Source organism: Streptomyces sp. x-80 (assembly GCF_046549095.1).
GTDB lineage: Bacteria > Actinomycetota > Actinomycetes > Streptomycetales > Streptomycetaceae > Streptomyces > Streptomyces celluloflavus.
In genome coordinates this window covers 11840-27814 of sequence record NZ_JAJPWM010000034.1, presented here as the reverse complement: position 1 = coordinate 27814, position 15975 = coordinate 11840, and the positions used below count along the sequence as shown (strand labels likewise).

The 15975-nt window shown below is 74.2% G+C and carries 13 protein-coding genes; 5 read left to right on the top strand and 8 right to left on the bottom strand.

Annotated features, from left to right (window positions below; translation table 11 throughout):
* Window positions 1-149: 149 nt before the first annotated feature.
* Window positions 150-1121 (top strand): DMT family transporter, encoded by a 972-nt coding sequence (locus ACLJWH_RS39025; protein ID WP_411146564.1) that lies wholly within the window; start codon window positions 150-152, stop codon window positions 1119-1121.
* 240 nt (window positions 1122-1361) lie between these two features.
* Here the strand turns inward: ACLJWH_RS39025 and ACLJWH_RS39020 are convergent, their stop codons facing one another.
* Window positions 1362-2018 carry an FMN-binding negative transcriptional regulator gene (locus tag ACLJWH_RS39020; RefSeq protein ID WP_411146563.1) on the bottom strand — a complete coding sequence of 219 codons (657 nt, stop codon included), beginning with the start codon at window positions 2016-2018 and terminating at the stop codon, window positions 1362-1364.
* 10 nt (window positions 2019-2028) lie between these two features.
* Window positions 2029-2691 carry a pyridoxamine 5'-phosphate oxidase family protein gene (locus ACLJWH_RS39015; protein ID WP_411146562.1) on the bottom strand — a complete coding sequence of 221 codons (663 nt, stop codon included), beginning with the start codon at window positions 2689-2691 and terminating at the stop codon, window positions 2029-2031.
* A gap of 35 nt (window positions 2692-2726) precedes the next feature.
* Here ACLJWH_RS39015 and ACLJWH_RS39010 point away from each other — a divergent pair, with 35 nt between their 5' ends.
* Complete coding sequence (locus tag ACLJWH_RS39010) at window positions 2727-4058, top strand: aminotransferase class I/II-fold pyridoxal phosphate-dependent enzyme (RefSeq protein WP_411146561.1); 1332 nt, start codon at window positions 2727-2729, stop codon at window positions 4056-4058.
* A 42-nt stretch (window positions 4059-4100) separates the two neighbouring features.
* Here the strand turns inward: ACLJWH_RS39010 and ACLJWH_RS39005 are convergent, their stop codons facing one another.
* Complete coding sequence (locus tag ACLJWH_RS39005) at window positions 4101-5186, bottom strand: DMT family transporter (RefSeq protein WP_411146560.1); 1086 nt, start codon at window positions 5184-5186, stop codon at window positions 4101-4103.
* A gap of 74 nt (window positions 5187-5260) precedes the next feature.
* Here ACLJWH_RS39005 and ACLJWH_RS39000 point away from each other — a divergent pair, with 74 nt between their 5' ends.
* Entirely contained in the window at window positions 5261-6166 is a 906-nt protein-coding gene (locus ACLJWH_RS39000; protein ID WP_411146559.1) for a LysR family transcriptional regulator, read from the top strand.
* A 19-nt stretch (window positions 6167-6185) separates the two neighbouring features.
* Here the strand turns inward: ACLJWH_RS39000 and ACLJWH_RS38995 are convergent, their stop codons facing one another.
* The 3 genes from ACLJWH_RS38995 to ACLJWH_RS38985 all read right to left on the bottom strand — a co-directional run bounded on the left by ACLJWH_RS38995 (window position 6186) and on the right by ACLJWH_RS38985 (window position 10961).
* Window positions 6186-7568 carry a carboxyl transferase domain-containing protein gene (locus ACLJWH_RS38995; RefSeq protein WP_411146587.1) on the bottom strand — a complete coding sequence of 461 codons (1383 nt, stop codon included), beginning with the start codon at window positions 7566-7568 and terminating at the stop codon, window positions 6186-6188.
* A 160-nt stretch (window positions 7569-7728) separates the two neighbouring features.
* Window positions 7729-9189: an acyl-CoA synthetase gene (locus tag ACLJWH_RS38990; protein ID WP_411146558.1), complete on the bottom strand. Its 1461-nt coding sequence runs from the start codon at window positions 9187-9189 to the stop codon at window positions 7729-7731.
* Between the two features lie 662 nt (window positions 9190-9851).
* A complete protein-coding gene (locus ACLJWH_RS38985) occupies window positions 9852-10961 on the bottom strand; it encodes an FAD-dependent oxidoreductase (RefSeq protein WP_411146557.1) in 1110 nt (369 codons plus the stop codon).
* A 127-nt stretch (window positions 10962-11088) separates the two neighbouring features.
* Here ACLJWH_RS38985 and ACLJWH_RS38980 point away from each other — a divergent pair, with 127 nt between their 5' ends.
* Window positions 11089-11682: a TetR/AcrR family transcriptional regulator gene (locus ACLJWH_RS38980; protein ID WP_411146556.1), complete on the top strand. Its 594-nt coding sequence runs from the start codon at window positions 11089-11091 to the stop codon at window positions 11680-11682.
* Window positions 11683-12363: 681 nt separating this feature from the next.
* Here the strand turns inward: ACLJWH_RS38980 and ACLJWH_RS38975 are convergent.
* Window positions 12364-12795: a pyridoxamine 5'-phosphate oxidase family protein gene (locus ACLJWH_RS38975; RefSeq protein WP_411146555.1), complete on the bottom strand. Its 432-nt coding sequence runs from the start codon at window positions 12793-12795 to the stop codon at window positions 12364-12366.
* A gap of 276 nt (window positions 12796-13071) precedes the next feature.
* Between ACLJWH_RS38975 and ACLJWH_RS38970 the strand changes: the two genes are divergently transcribed.
* Window positions 13072-13716, top strand: coding sequence for a cysteine hydrolase (locus tag ACLJWH_RS38970; RefSeq protein ID WP_411146554.1), 645 nt, complete (start codon window positions 13072-13074; stop codon window positions 13714-13716).
* A gap of 36 nt (window positions 13717-13752) precedes the next feature.
* On the opposite strand, the gene ACLJWH_RS38965 is transcribed toward ACLJWH_RS38970, so the two are convergent.
* Entirely contained in the window at window positions 13753-15915 is a 2163-nt protein-coding gene (locus ACLJWH_RS38965) for a prolyl oligopeptidase family serine peptidase (protein WP_411146553.1), read from the bottom strand.
* Window positions 15916-15975 lie beyond the last annotated feature (60 nt).

The following is a 15975-nucleotide window of genomic DNA, read 5'->3' as shown; positions in this document are numbered from 1 at the left end:
CCCCTCCCGCCGCCTAGCGCGGGCGGCGGCCTCCGAAGGAAACCCGGCTCGGGTGAGCTACCGGGCCGATAGTCGTTGCCTGCACACGGGACCACGCGACCATTCCACGGCGCACTGCGCCGTATCGGCTTTCCCGGAGTGCACCTCCTATGCATACCTCCCCTTCCTCCTCCCTGCCCGTGGGCCGGGGGCTCCTGTACGTGACCATCGCCGCGACCGCCTGGGGCACGGCGGGCGCAGCCGCCGCGCTCCTCTACCGCGGCAGCGGACTCGGTCCGGTCTCCCTCACCTTCTGGCGCACCTGCGGCGGCCTGGTGCTGCTGCTCGCCGTACGGGGGGTGCTGCGCCGTCGTGCCGGCAGCGGCACGGCCCGGCGCCCGGCCGAGCCGATGCGCCGCCGGGTGCTGCGGATCGCGGTGACCGGCATCGCCCTGGCCGTCTTCCAGGCCGCCTACTTCGCCGCCGTGGAAGCCACCGGACTGGCCGTGGCCACCGTCGTCACGATGGGGGCGGGACCCGTCCTGATCGCGATCGGCGGGCGCGTGACACTCGGCGAACGGCTCGGCGTGGGCGGTGTCCTGGCCGTCGCCGGGGCGCTGGCCGGGCTGCTGATCCTCGTCCTCGGCGGGACCGGCGTCGATGCGGTGCGTCCCGCCGGCATCGGCTACGCCCTGCTGTCCGCGGCCGGATGCGCCGCGATGACGCTCACCACGCGGTGGCTGGGCAAGGGCGGCGGCAGCGATCCGTACGCCGCGACGATCAGCGCGCTGGCCGTCGGCGCGCTGTGTCTGCTGCCGCTCGCGGCGGTGGAGGGCCTGTGGCCGCACGCGCACGACCTGGGGCGCAGCCTCTGGCTGCTGGGCTATATCGCGGCCGTGCCGACGGCGCTCGGGTACGGGCTGTACTTCGCGGGGCTGGCGGCCGTACGCGCGGCGACGGCGTCGGTGATCTCGCTGATCGAGCCGGTGTCCGCCGCGGCCATCGCGCTGCTCTTCCTCGGTGAGCGGCTCACGGCGGCCACGGCGATCGGAACCGGCGTACTGCTGGCGGCCGTTGCCGCCCTGGCGATGACCGAGGCCCGCGGCGCGGTCGCGGCCCGGTCCGCGGCGGCGGTGGGCTGAGGCGCCCGCCCGCCCGGTGCGGTACGCCGGGCGGGCGGTGCCGCCGTACGGACGCCCTCCCGTGGCGGGTCGTCTGCTGACACCGCCACGGGTACGTCGTTGTGCGTATACCGCCGTGGGGCCATCGGCGTGGGGGTGCCGTCGTGGGTACGCCGTCGTACGGCCCGAGGGGCGCCGCGGCCGTACGACGGACGGGGCGGGCCGCCGACCGGGGCGCGCGGTGGGGCGGCTCGGGCCCCGTCAGAGGCCGGGCGGGGTGGTGGGGGAGGCGGCCAGACGGCGCTGCTGGTGGACGCGGGCCGCCGCGTCGCCGGGGGCGTCCCGCACGGCGAGGCGCTCGGAGATCCGCTGCTGGACGGCCGTGCTCCGCTTGCCGCCGTACTTGAACTTGGCGCGGACCTCACGCACTTCGAGGCGCAGGCCGCGGATGCCGGACAGCTGTCTGCCGTACGGTTCCTCGCCCGCGGCGACCGGGGCCGAACCGCCCTCCGGCTGGAAGTGCGCCATCTGGCGCGCCAGCAGCGCGGCCTTGGCCGTGGGCTCGTCCACGATGTGGGCGGTGCAGGTCAGCTGCACGGCGGCGTAGAAGCTGGTGGGGACGCCGTGCTCGGGCGGCTGGTCCTCGGCAGCCTGCCAGGGGCCGGGGATGAAGGTGTAGTCGTCCACCACGCTCAGCAGGACCGTCGGGCGGTCCGCCAGCGCGCGCCAGAGGGGATGGGGGCGGGCGAGATGGGTGACGGCCTCGCGGCGCGCCGGGTCGTACGCGAAGTGCAGCGGTTGCAGCAAGGGCGCCTCGCCGGCCGGGCCGTTGGCGGCCAGCTGGCCGAAGTCGTGGGCGGCCAGCCACTCTTGCCACTCGGTGTCGTCGGTGGGGGCGTCCCAGGGGTGGATCAGCATCGGGGCCTCCTCAGCGGGCGGAGAGGTACGCGGGCTGCGGGATACCCGCAGCCAGATCGTCGGAGGGTACGGGGGCGCCGTACACCGGTGCCACCGGAAGGACTCCGCTCCAGTGGGGGAGCGCGAGGTCCTCGGGCTCGTCGTTCGGGCCGCCGGTGCGGATCTTGGCGGAGACCTCGCGCAGATCGAGGCGTATCACCGCGGTGGCCGCCAGTTCCCTGGCGTTGCCCGGCCGGGAGTCGGCGGCCCGGCCGGGCAGGACGTGGTCGACGAGTGCGTCGAGCGCGGCCGACTTCTCGGCCGGGTCGGTGACCTGACGGGCGGTGCCGTGGACCACGACGCAGCGGTAGTTGACGGAGTGGTGGAAGGCGGATCTGGCCAGCACCAGGCCGTCCACATGGGTGACGGTGACGCAGACCGGCAGGCCCTCGTCCGGCTCGCCGGCCATCCGCAGCGGACGGGAGCCGGTGGAGCCGTGGAGGTAGAGGCGGTCCCCGACGCGGCCGTAGAGCGTGGGGAGGACGACTGGTGCGCCGTCGCGTACGAAGCCCAGATGGCAGAGACAGCCCGCGTCGAGGATCGCGTGCACGGTCTCCTGGTCGTAGGTGGCGCGCTCGCGGGCGCGGGTGAGGGTGGTGCGTTCGGTCGGTTCGTACCGCTCGGCCAGAGACATTGCCATCTCCATTGCACTAGTGCATAATCATGTTTGTGCTAGGAGAGTATCGGATCGAAGGGCGGCGCGCATCGGAGATTGCCGCCAGTGTCGAGCGGGCCGTCGGTGCGGGCTCGCTCCAACCGGGCGAAGTGCTGCCCCCGCTACGGGAGTTGGCCGTGTTCCTGGAGGTCAATCCGAATACGGTCGCGGCCGCGTACCGCACGCTGCGTGACCGAGGGGTGATCGAGACCGCGGGCCGGCGTGGCAGCCGGGTGCGGCCGCGCCCTGCCAGCACCGCGCGGGAGGCGCTGCGGGTGGCGGTCCCGCCGGGCGTCCGGGACGCCTCGGACGGCAATCCCGATCCGGCCCTGCTGCCGCCGCTGGAGCGGGCGCTGGCCGAGGCCGCTGCGCGCAGCGCGCGGCGGCCGGTCCTCTACGGCGCACCGGCCGTCGACGTGGACCTCGCGGCGCTGGCCCGCTCGGCGTTCAGCCGTGACGGCGTGACCGAGGGGCCCGTCGCCGTCACCAGCGGCTCACTCGACGCCATGGAGCGGGTGCTGGCCGCGCATCTGCGGCCCGGCGACGCCGTGGCGGTGGAGGATCCGGGATGGGGGAGCCTGCTGGACCTCATTCCGGCGCTCGGACTGCGGGTGGCGCCGGTCGGGCTGGACGACGAAGGGCCGCTGCCCGCGCAGTTGGCGCGCGCGCTGGCGGGCGGCGCCCGAGCCGTCGTCCTCACGGACCGGGCGCAGAACCCCACGGGTGCCGTGATCGGCCGGGACCGCGCCGCGGAGCTCCGGACCCTGCTGGCGGACCACCCCGATGTGCTGCTCATCGAGGACGACCACGGCCACGGCATCGTCGATCTCCCGCTGCATCCGCTCTCCGGCGTCACCGACCACTGGGCGCTGGTGCGGTCGACGGCCAAGGCATACGGGCCGGACCTGCGGCTGGCGGTGCTGACCGGGGACGCCGTGACCGTGGACCGGGTGCGCGGCCGCCAGCGGCTGGGGCCCGGCTGGGTCAGCCATCTGCTCCAGGACGCCGTCGCGCATCTGTGGCGGACGTCCGCGATCGAGCCGACGGTGGTCGCCGGAGCGTACGACCGGCGGCGGGAGGCGCTGATACGGGCACTGGCCGAGCGGGGAGTGCCGGCGCACGGGCGCAGCGGGATGAACGTCTGGGTGCCGGTGCCGGACGAGACCGCTGCGGTGGCCCGTCTTCTGCACGCCGGGTGGGCGGTGGCCCCCGGAGCACGCTTTCGGATGCAGTCCCCGCCGGGCGTCCGGATCACCGTGTCCGGGCTGTCCGACGACGACATCGGCCCCGTGGCGGATGCTGTCGCATCGGCCACGGGGCCGGGTGAGCCCCGGCGGTACGAGTGACGGGCGCGGGCCGGGAGCGGTGCCGTGGCGGGGCGGGGTGTGTCAGGGCGAGGGGGCGGTGCGCCGGGGCCGGCTCTGGGTGAGGGCGGCGCCGGCGAGCACGATGAGGGCGCCGACCGGTGTGTTCCAGCTCAGCTGCTCGTCCAGGAGTGTCACACCGGCCGCCGTGCCGATCACCGGGATGAAGTAGGTGACCATCTGGGCGGTGGTGGGACCGACCTCCGCGACCAGGCCGTACTGGAGCAGGAAGGCGAACCCGGTGCCCAGCGCGCCGAGCGCGAAGACGGCGAGCAGCGGCACGACCGGGAAGGAGGTCGGCATGGGGGAGAACAGCGGTGTCAGGACGGCGAGTTGGGCGGTGGCGAGGAGCAGCTGGGTGCTGGTCATGGAGAGGTGGGAGTGCTTGGTGCCCGCCAGGGTGCGGCGGACGTAGATCCAGCCGATGGGGTAGCTGAGCGAGGCACCGAGGGCCATCGCGGTGCCGGTGAGATCCGTGCCGGAGAACCCCTGCCAGGCGCCGAGCACGGTGAGCACGCCCAGGAACCCGACGCCCAGCCCCGCGACCCGGCGCCGGGTGGGGCGGTCCTCGGAGAGCGCGACGAGCGAGAGCAGCATTCCCCACAACGGTGAGGTGGCATTGCAGATACCGGCCAGGGTGGAGGGGATCGTCAGCTCGGAGTAGGCGAAGAGCGAGAAGGGGAGCACATTGAGCAGCAGGGCGGCGACCGCCAGATGGCCCCAGATCCTGGCGGAGCGCGGCAGCCGCTCGCGTGTGATCAGCAGCATCGCCACCAGCACCAGCGCGCCGAAGCCCACGCGGCCCAGCGTGACCTGCAACGGCGCGAAACCGCGGTTGCCCACCTTGATGAAGAGAAAGCTGAAGCCCCAGACCAGGCAGAGAACGGCGAAGCGCAGCCGCCAGCGCATCGCGCGACGGGGGCCGGGGCCGGCGGCGGAGCCGGGGGAGTCCGGACCGGCCGCTCCGGCGGCCGTGGCCGCCGCGGGGGCTGCGGTGGTCGTCGCAGCGGGGGCTGCCGTCGCAGCGGCGGCGGGCGCGGCTGTGGTGGTCGCGGTCGAAGAACTCGTGGGGGGAGCGGAAGCGGTGGATCCGTCGGCGGTGGTGCTCATGACCACTACGATGCGATGCGTCATTCCGTAGCACAAGCGAGAATATCTGGCATGTACCGATTAGCATTGCTTACATGTTGAACCTTGATCGTCTGCGCACGCTGGGCGCGGTCGCCCGCCATGGCTCGGTGAGCGCGGCCGCCGACGGACTCCATGTGACGACCTCGGCCGTCTCGCAGCAGATCGCCAAACTGGAGCGGGAGACCGGCCAGCAACTGCTGGCGAAGAACGGACGAGGCGTACGGCTGACGGACGCGGGACGGCTGCTCGCCGACCACGCGACGCGCATCCTCTCCCAGGTCGAGCTGGCGCAGGCCGAACTGGAAGCGCACCGCGGCCAGGCGATGGGCGAACTGCGGCTGGGCGCGTTTCCCACCGCGGCGCGCGGCCTCTTCCCGGCCGCGCTCGCCACCCTCCGCGCCGCGTACCCCCAACTCCGCACGCGGCTCACCGAGCTGGACCCGGACGCATCCGTGCGGGGAGTGGTGCGCGGTGACCTCGATCTGGCCGTCGTCCTGGACTGGTACAACCGGCCCCTGCCGCTGGCCGAGGGGCTGGCCAAGACCCCGCTGCTCGACGATCCGGCGGATGTGGCGATGCCGTCGGACCACCCGCTCGCCCGCCGTCGGTCCGTGGAACTGGAGGACTTCACCGACGACGAGTGGATCTCCTGGCCGCAGGGCGAGTTCTGCCACGACTGGCTGACCTTCACGCTGCGCAGCAGAGGTTTCGAGCCGCGTATCGCGCACATGGCGGAGGAACACCACACCCAACTCGCCCTCATCGCGGCCGGGCTGGGCGTCGCGGTGGCCCCGCGCCTCGGCCGCGGGCCCGTACCGGACGGGGTGAGCGTGGTGCCCGTGGGCCACCGGATGTGCCGCCATGTCTACGCCATCTGGCGGGTGGACGCCGACCGCAGACCGTCGATCCGTGCCGCCGCCGATGCCCTCCGGGCGGCGGCACGGAGCGTGGCGGACTAGCTGACGGCCGGGCCGGCCGTCACGGGCGGGGCGGCGTCGGCCCGGCCGGTGGGACGATGCCCCGGATGACTCCCAGCTCCAGCAAGTCCTGTGGCCGGATGCGGAGTTGGCCGGCCGTCTGCCGGATCTGCCGGGGGTCGCGTTTGAGAATGGCCGCGGCCAGTTCCGGGGCGATCACGGAGAAGTAGCTGTCCGGCGTCGCCCAGAGCCGGCCGGGCGCGGCGAGGGCCAGTGCGCCGCCCGATCCGCCCTCGCCGATGAGCAGCGAGGTGACGGGGACACGGCACGAGGCCAGTGCGGCGAAGGTGTCGGCGATGGCCGCGCCGGCCCCGGCCCGCTCCGCCGCCGCGTCATTGGCGGCGCCCGGAGTGTCCACGAGGGTGAGGACCGGGATGCCGAGCCGGTCCGCGAGGCGCACCAGGCGGGCGGCGGTGCGGAACCCGGCCGGGCGGGTGGCCGTGCCGCACTGGGCCGCGAAGGCGACCGTCCGGCCGTCGCGACGGCCGAATCCGCAGCGCATACCGGTGTCGACGCCGCCGCAGCGGTCGCCGCTGATCTCCTCCAGGTCGTCGAAGTACGCGCGCAGATACGCCTCGGCGCGCGGCCGGCCGGCGGCGCGGGCGCGGACCACCGCATCCCAGCCGCTCTCCGGCAGATCGCGCACGCCGAGCGCGTACGGTGGCGGCGCCGCCTCGGGGACCGCCGCCGGCTCCCGGGTACCGGTGAGCAGCCGCAGCCAGCGCCGCAGGGTGGTCCGCAGACGGTCGGGCGGGACGACGGCGTCGAGTTGCCCGGCCGCGAACTGCCCCTCGGCGGAGTAGGCGTACGGATCGGCGTCCGCGGGGCGTACCCGGGAGCCCGCGAAGCCGACCTGGGCGCCGGGCAGCCCGAGGATCACATCGGCCCCCGCGCCGAGCGTCGCCCAGCCGCCCCCGGTCGTCGGGTCGCGCACCACGGCGATCTGTGGCAGCCCCGCGGCGCGGTTCAGCGCCGACTGCCCGGCCACCCGCTGGAGCTGGCTCAGCGCGCGCATCCCTTCCTGCATCCGGCTGCCGCCCGTGGCGATCAGCGACACGACCGGCAGGCCCCGCGCGCGGGCCTGGGTGTATGCGGCCTCCAGGCGGTCACCGGTGCGTTCACCGAGGGAGCCGCCGAGATAGCCGAACTCGAAGGCGAGCAGGACGACTTCGGTGCCGCCTATCGAGGCGAGGGCGGTGATCACCGACTCGTCCTCCCCGGTCCGGGCGCGGGCGCGCGCCCGGGAGGCGTCGTAGCCGAGCCAGCCGAGGGGGCCGTCCGGCTGCTCGGCCTCGCCGGGGGTACCGCGGGAAGGAGAGGTGCCGGGCACGGCCGGTCCGGCGTACAGGGCCGGTTCGTCGTAGGAGTCGGCCACCGCCGCGATGGCCTGACGAGCCGTGAGCCGGGCCGCCGCCGGGGGCCGTCCCCCGGCGGCCGTCCGGCCCGTCACGGGGCGGGGCGTGGCACCGGGCACGGCGGCGGCATCCGCCGCTGTGGCGTCGCCGTCCGCGGCCCCTGCCGCGCTACCGGTGCCGTCGCCGCCGTCACGCACGGAGTGCCCGTTTCAGGATCTTGCCCATGTCGTTGCGCGGCAGCGCGTCCAGGAAGTGGATGCTGCGCGGCCGTTTGTGCGGGGCGAGCTGGCTCGCGACATGGCCGGCGAGCTCCTCAGCGGTGGGCGGCGGCCCGGCGTCCGGGCCGGTCTCGGCCACGATCCAGGCGACGATCCGCTCGCCCAGATCCTCGTCCGGTTCGCCGGTGACCGCCGCCTCGGCGACCCCGGGGTGGGCCAGCAGGGCGTTCTCGATCTCGCCCGCGCCGATTTTGTAGCCACCGCTCTTGATCAGATCGGTGGCCTTGCGGCCGACGATGCGGTAGTTCCCGGCGGTGTCGCGCAGCGCCATGTCGCCGGTGCGGAACCACTCCCCGTCGAAGGCGGCCGCGGTCGCGTCGGGGCGGTTGAGGTATGCGGTGAAGAGGTTCGGGCCACGGACCTGGATCTCGCCCACTGTCTCGCCGTCGCTCGCCTCGACGACCCGTCCTGCCTCGTCCACCAGACGGACGAGGACCCCGGGCAGCGGCACGCCGACCGTCCCCGCGGCATCCGGGCCGTCCGCCCGCACGCTCGTGTTCATCAGCGTCTCGGTCATGCCGTAGCGCTCGATCACGCGCCGGCCGGAGGCCGCCGCGATCCGCTCCTGAACGGTCAGCGGCAGCGCGGCCGAACCGGAGACCAGCAGCCGGGCGCGGGCGAGCGCCTTGGCGAGGGCGGGGTCGCGCTCGGCCTCGGTGGCCAGCCGGTGGTACATCGTCGGCACCCCGAAGAGCATCGTGCCGTCCGCGGACAGTTCACGGGCGACCGCCTCCGTGGTGAAGCGCCCCAGGTGGTGGACGCTGCCGCCGCGGCGCAGCGGGCCCAGGATGCCGAGGATCAGGCCGTGCACATGGAAGAGCGGCAGGCCGTGCACGAGGACGTCGCCGGCGGTCCACTGCCAGGCGTCCGCCAGCGCGTCGAGGGTGCGGGCGATGGCGCGCCGGGGGAGCACGACACCCTTGGGCGGACCGGTCGTGCCGGAGGTGTAGACGATCAGCGCCGGTGCCTCGTCGCCCGGTTCGGCCGGGAACGGGGGCGGCTGCGCCCCCTCCGGTGGTGCGTCCGCCACGACAGCGACGCGGGGGAGGGCGGCGAGCGCGCCCGGCAGCACGGCGTCGGGCGCGGCCAGCACGAGCGACGGTGCGCTGTCGGCCACGATGTGCGCCAGCTCGCTCTCGCCGATCTTCGGGTTCACCGGTACGGCGGGCACCCCGGCGAGCAGCGCGGCGACGGCGCCGACCGCGGTCTCCAGAGTCGGGGTCGCCCAGAGCGCGACGCGGCTCGCGCCGCCGATCCGGTCGGCGAGCGGGCCCGCCACCGCCGCCAGTTGGCGATAGCTGAGCGCGCGGTCGCCGAAGCGCAATGCGGGTGCGGACGGAGCGTCGCGCAGCGCGGGGAAGAGTACGTTCACCGGATCTCCTTCGTCCTCGTCGGCATCCGGCCCGTCGAGGCCGGAGCCGTCCCGCTCCCGCACTTGTGGCGGTGGAGAACGGGCTGACCCACACCACTGTCGCAGAGGCCACTGACAGCGCCGCCACCGCATCGTCATCGCCCTGCCACCTGCGCTGGGTCGAGACAGTCGCCACCGGGGCGCGATATCTGCCACCGGCCGGACGCCCGGCGGCTGTTGACGTGCCGGAGCGCTTCACCTGGCGGGTGAGTGCCTGAGTTGGCGGGGCCGAGTGCTGCGGTCGGCGGGCAGGTGCGAGCGGTCGGGACAGGCGGCCCCTGTCACCCGGGCGGACCAGGGCAGCAGCACTGTTCAACAGCACTGTTCCGGCCGTGACGGTGGAGACCGAACGGTCGCTCCAGTTGACACCTGCACCGGCCTCGTCGGCGGACGAGCGACCGTGTCGGCTCTGTCCTCGCTGGTCAGCGGAGTGATCGTGCTCGCTTGAGACATCGCGCTCCAGTTGGCCGATTGCGCCTGACGGCGGGAGTGCAACTGCTGTCGCGGCAGGGCCGGTACGGGACCGGTTTCCGGAGTCGGTCCCGCACCGGCTCCGGGCGGTGTGGGATGCACGGACGGCGCGGTGGCGTGATCGCGGACCGGGGGGACGTGGTGGCGCCCGGTCAGGAGTCCGTCGCGGGAACGAGGTTGTCGAGCGCCTTGGCACACCCCAGGGCGGCCTCGGCCGAACGCGGCAGCATGAGGCTCTCGTAGGCGCGGACGGCGTCGTCGATGCCGGATTCGGTGATGAGGGCGTGGGCGAGGTCGGCGCCGTCGAGCATGGCGAGGTTGGCACCCAGTCCGACCGGGGGCATCAGGTGCGCGGCGTCGCCCAGCAGGGTGATGCCGGGGACGTGTTCCCAGGTGTGCGGGGCGGGCAGCACGAACAGGGGCCGGTTGACGAACCCGCCGTCGTGGTGCCGTAGGACGTAGCGCAGGCTCTCGTCCCAGCCGTCGAACATCTTCAGCAGGTGGGCGCGTACGGCCGCTGTGTCACCGAGTTCCACGTCGGCGGCCGGATGCCAGTCCTGCGGGGCGCGAAAGGCGAGGTAGGCGCGGATGTGGCCGTTGCTGTTGCGTTGGGCGAACAGGGCCTTGCCGTCGCCCTTCGCCAGCAGGGTGCCGTTGCCGACCAGGCGTGCGAGGGCGGGATGGCGGGCGTCGCAGTCGTCGAAGCCGGTCTCGACGAAGGTGACACCGGTGTAGCCGGGTGCGGCGTCCGACAGGGCCGGCCGGACGCGCGACCAGGCGCCGTCGGCGCCGACCACCAGGTCGGCGTCCTCGGTGGTGCCGTCGTCGAGGAGCAGGCGCCAGGTGCCGTCCCCGAGCGGGGTGACCCCGGTGACGGCGCGGCCCCACCGGACGGTGCCCTCGGCGAGGGATTCCAGGAGCAGGCCGCGCAGCTGGCCGCGGTCGATCTCCGGGCTGTCCTCGTCGTGGACGGGCCCCGGGAAGGGGAGGGCGGTGGCGGTGGCGGGGTCGAGCACGCGCCACTCCTGTCCTTCGGGGCGGGACAGGGTGCGGAACCGGTCGAGCAGACCCGCCGCGCGCAGGGCGGTCTGACCGGTGTCGGCATGGATGTCGAGGCTGCCGCCCTGGGAGCGGGCGCCGGTGGAAGCCTCACGTTCGAAGACGGTGACGGAGCGCCCGTGAAGCTGGAGGACACGGGCGCAGGCGAGGCCGCCGAGGCCGGCTCCGACGACCGCGATGCGGGGGGCAGGAGCGGAGTTCATGGGGCTGTCTCCTCGAATGGTGGGTGAGTTGCCGGGAGAACCGGCGCACGACCAAGAAAACATAGTCACTAAGAAAGTGCAATGACTTCACTTTCATAGTGGGTTCAGCTTGGGATATGGTGTGCCGGTGACCGAACCGACCGGGCGCCGCGAGCGCAAGAAGGCACGGACCCGCCAGTCCCTGGCCGATGCCGCACTCCAGCTCTTCCTCGACCGCGGCTACGACCAGGTCGGCGTCAAGGACGTCGCCGACGCCGCCGACGTGTCGGTGACCACCCTGTTCAAGTACTTCCCCAGCAAGGAAGCGCTGGTCTTCGACCAGGACGACGACCTGGAGGCGGCGCTCGTCGCCGCCGTACGGGAACGCGCCCCCGGCCGGTCGATCCCGCAAGCACTGCGTGAGCACATCCTGCTGGGGCAGACTCGGTTCGCCGTCCGCACCGCGGACCCGCGGTTCGCCGCCTTCACGCGCATGGTGGCGGACACCCCGGCGCTGCGCGACTACGCCCACCGCATGTGGACGCGTCACGAAGCGGCCCTGGCGCGGGTCATCGCCGCGGAGGCCGGTGCGCCCGAAGACGACGTCGCCTGCGCCGCCCTGGCCCGGTTCGCGCTGGAAGCCCGCGTCCTCGTCCAGCGGCACACCGACCCGCGGCGCGCCGCCGAGGAGTCCTTCGCCCTGCTCGAACACGGCTGGGCCGCCCTCCACCCCGACGGCTGACCCGCCCTCCCGGGTGGACGGACCGGGATACCCGCGTGGTCTCGGCGGGCCGAAGCGGCCGCCCAGCCGTCCGGCGTCGAGGCGCCGGTGCGGAGGAGAGGGAGTCGGGCAGCATCACCACCCGGCGCAGACAACTGCCGGTGTCCGGTCCGGCAGTTCGACCTCCGGGGCCGGCTCGGCTGCCGCGAGCCTAAGGGCTGTCCCGTCATACCTGGCGGGCGCGCGACGACAGCTACGGCACCTCGCCGCGTTGTCGGAACGTCCACATACAACCAGTATGCGGACGCTCCTCCGCCTTGCGATGCACCGCATCTGACGCCGCGCGCTGATCCACCAGGTATGACGGGACAGCCCTTGGGCGGCCGGCGGAACTCCATCCGGCCCAGCGGCATGCGCACCCCGGGCTCGTGCGCGATCGTGCCGAAGCCCGGCAGCAGAGCGGCGCACCGCGCGGTCGGCGGTGTGCGCCCGAGCAGGGCGTTGCCGGGGACGGTGACCACCTCCGCGGCGGGCAGCAGCCGGCGGCGGACCGCCGAGCCCACTCCGTCCGCCCCACGAGCAGATCGCCGACCGCGGTGCCGCCGTCGGAGAAGCGGGCCACGACCGTGCCGTCCCGCTGCTCGGCGTACCCGGCCAGTGCCTCGCCGCACTCGACCCGGTCGGCCGCCCCGCCCCCGCCCCTCACCCCGGGAGCTTGCGGAAGTCCCAGGAGACCGCGGACTCCGGGGTCAGCCGCAGCCAGGCATGCCGGCCGTCGTGCGGCATCTCGGCCGTGCCGAAGTACTTCGCCGCGAACAGCCGCTCCGGAACGGCCAGTTCGGGGCACGGCTCGCCGGTACGCGGCGCCTCGCCGACGAGGGTGGCGCGGCCGGTCAGTTCGACCCCGCGCAGTTCCCCGTACGCGTGCCCGTCGTCGACGACCACCGCGACCCGCGGGTCCGTGCGTACCTGGGCCCACCGCTTGCTGCGGGTGATCGAGTACAGCCACAGCGCCGTCCCGTCCCAGACGAACCACAGCGCACCGAGGTGGGGTGCGCCGTCCCTGCCGACCGTCGCGATCCGGCAGGTCCGCTGCGCCGCCAGGAACGCGTCGCGCTCGTCCCGCGTCATCATGATCCGGCGCCCGCGCCGCTGTGCACCGTCTCCGGGCCGTGTACCGGCCATCCGTCATCGCCTCCCGCTGTACGGGGGCCGCCGGCCGGCCCGGGAACGACTCACGCAGGCTCCCTCACCCGACCGCCGGCCGCCCTCGCCATCTGACCTGACTGAGTGTCAGAAAGCATGCGGGCTCTTCCTGTCGGGCGCAATGGCCGATAGCCTCGCGCACCTCCGGCAGCGCCGTGGACCGGTCCGGAACGGGGCCGCGAACGCGCCACAGAGGGGGATGCGATGCCTTCGGACGCCCGACCGGCCGGGCAGCTGGACCCGGCGTCGACGGTGCTGCTCACCGTCGAGTGCCAGCGCGGTGTGGTCGGCCCGGACAGCGCGCTGCCCGAACTCGCCGAGGAGGCCCGCGGATCGGGCGCGCTGGCGAACGTCGCCCGGCTCGTCGCGGCCGCCCACCACGCCGGGGTCCAGGTGCTGCACGCGGTCGCCGAGCGCCGCCCCGACGGCCGCGGCGCCAGCCGCAACGCCCGCCTCTTCAGGGCCGCCGGGCGCCTGCCGGTCCGGCAGACCACCGGATCCCCCGCGGTACGGATCGCCGACCCGATACCGGTCTCGGCCGACGACCTGGTGGTGCGCCGCCTCCACGGTCTCTCGCCGATCGCGGGCACCGAGGTGGACGCCCTGCTGCGCAACTTCGGCTGCCGGACGCTCGTCGTCACCGGGGTGTCGGCGAATGTGGCGATCCCCAACGCCGTGTTCGACGCGGTCAACCTCGGCTATACGGCCGTGGTGCCCGCGGATGCCATCGCCGGGGTGCCCGCCGACTACACCCCGGCGCTGGTCCGCCACACGCTCGCCCTGGTCGCCACCGTCACCCGCACCGATGACGTCCTGGCCTGCTGGCGACGACCGCCCGGCACCCGCTGACCGGGGCCGGGCCCCGCCTGCCGCTCCGGGCGCGCCTCACCCCTCGGCGGCGCGCTCCCTCAGGGCATCGAGCAGGAAGTCGCGCTGGAAGCGCAGCAGGTTCTCGTTGACCCTGTCGTCGGCCGGCAGATGTGTGGCGCCGGGCAGCGGCAGCACGGTGTGCGGTCTGCCCGCCGCGAGCAGTTCCGCCGAGAAGCGCAGGGTGTGCGCGACCGCGACGTTGTCGTCCGCCAGCCCGTGGACGAGCAGCAGCGGACGGCGCAGCAGATGGCCGTGCCCGGCCAGGGAGGAGCGCGTGTAGTTCTCCGGCTTCTCCTCCGGGTGGCCCAGAAAACGCTCCTTCCAGTGGGTGTCGTACAGCCGCTGGTCGGTGGGCGGGGCGCCGGCTACCGCGGCGTGGAAGACGTCCGGCCGGTGCAGCACCGCGGCCGCCGCCAGGAACCCGCCGAACGACCAGCCGCGGATCGCCACCCGCGTCCGGTCCAGGTCGGGGAACCGCTCCGCGGCCGCGTGCAGCGCGTCCACCTGATCCGTCAGCGCCGGCCCGAGCTGATCGCCCAGAATGGCCTTCTCCCAGGCCGGGCCGCGCCCAGGTGTCCCGCGCCCGTCCACCACGAGCACCGCGAACCCCTGCTCCGCGAACCACTGCGACACGCACGCGAACCAGCCCCGGGCCCGCACCGCGAGCTGCATGGACGGACCCCCGTACGGATCGAGCAGCACCGGCAGTCTGCCGGCGCCCTCCTCGTACCACGACGGAAGGTAGAGCGCACCGCGCAACTCCCGTTCGCCCAGCGTGAGATGGCGGGGGCGCGGGGCGACAGCCGGCTCCTCGGCGTGTGCGGCGATGACACCGTACGGCGCGGGGGCACCGGGCCCGGTGCCCGCCCCGGTGTCCCGCACCACGCTCACCTCGGTGCCCCGTGGCGTCATCCCGGCCAGTACGGCCGTGCCGCCGCGCGAAGTCCCCCCGTACACACCGGGATCGCGGGTCAGCCGGCGGTTGCCCCGGCCGGGTTCGTGGCGCCACACATGCGTCTGCGTCGGGTCCTCGCTCGCCGTGAACAGCACCCGCTCGCCCTCGACCCCCAGGACCTCGCGCAACTGGAGCCCGTCCGGTGTGACCCGCCGGCCGCCGACGGTCAGATACCGGGTGTCGCCCGCGTCCTCGGGCAGTACGAGAGCGCCGGAGGCGGTACGGGCCGGCGTACCGGGCACGATCTCCACCCACGCGGGATCGGTCCGCTCGTGCAGTACCTCGGTGGCGCCGGTCGCCGGGTCGACCGCGAGTGTGCGCAGGGTGCGCTGGTCGCGGCTCTGGACGGCGATGAGGGGCCCGTGCGCGTCCCAGCCGGCGTCGACCAGGTACTCGTACGCCTGCCGGTCCCAGGTCACCTCGGTGCGTTCCCCCTCCAGGGACAGCAGCTGCAAGGTGACCTCGGCGTTGGCGGTGCCCGCCGCCGGATAGCGGATGACCCGCGGCGGCTGCGCCGGGTCGGCCGGATCGCTCAGGTAACGCCGTTCCACCGGAGAGGTGTCGACCCGGGCCACCAGGAGGCGGCGACTGTCCGGCGCCCACCAGTAGCCGCGCGGCCGGCCCATCGACTCGGCGGCCGTGTACTCGGCGAGCCCGTAGGAGATCTCCGGCCCTTCGGCGCGGGCCAACTGCCGGTCGGCCCCGGCCGGCTCGACGACGTGGAACGAACGGCGGCTGACATACGCGATGTACCGGCCGTCGGGGGAGGGCCGGGGATCGACGACCGGCCCGGCCGCCGGGACGGAGAACGGCGCACCGCCGTCCGTACGCACCGCCCACAGCGCACCGGACAGGGCGAAGGCCACGAGGCGGGCCGCGGTGTCGGTCGCGTAGCTCACCACGCCCACGGACCGCTCGCGGGCCCGCTCCCGGCGCAGCCGCTCCTCCTCCGGAACGGCCGCAGGACCGTCCCCCACCAGGAGCGCAGGATCGGCCAGCAGATGTTCGGCACCGTCCGCGTACTGCCAGAGCCGGCCCACCGGGTCGGTGCCCGATCCGGTACGGACGAAGAGAATCCGGTGGCCGTCCGGGGAGACGGTGAAGTGCCGTGGCACCCCGAGGGAGAAGCGGCGGGTGCGCGCGAACTGGCGGGGGAAGTCCGCCGCGTTGACAGGATGGTGGTCCGTGGGGTGGTCGGTCGGGTGGTGCGTCGAGTGGTCCATGGCGCTGTCCTCCAGAATGCTGTCGTCCAGCGGCTGCCCGTACGGTACGCGGGCAGCACG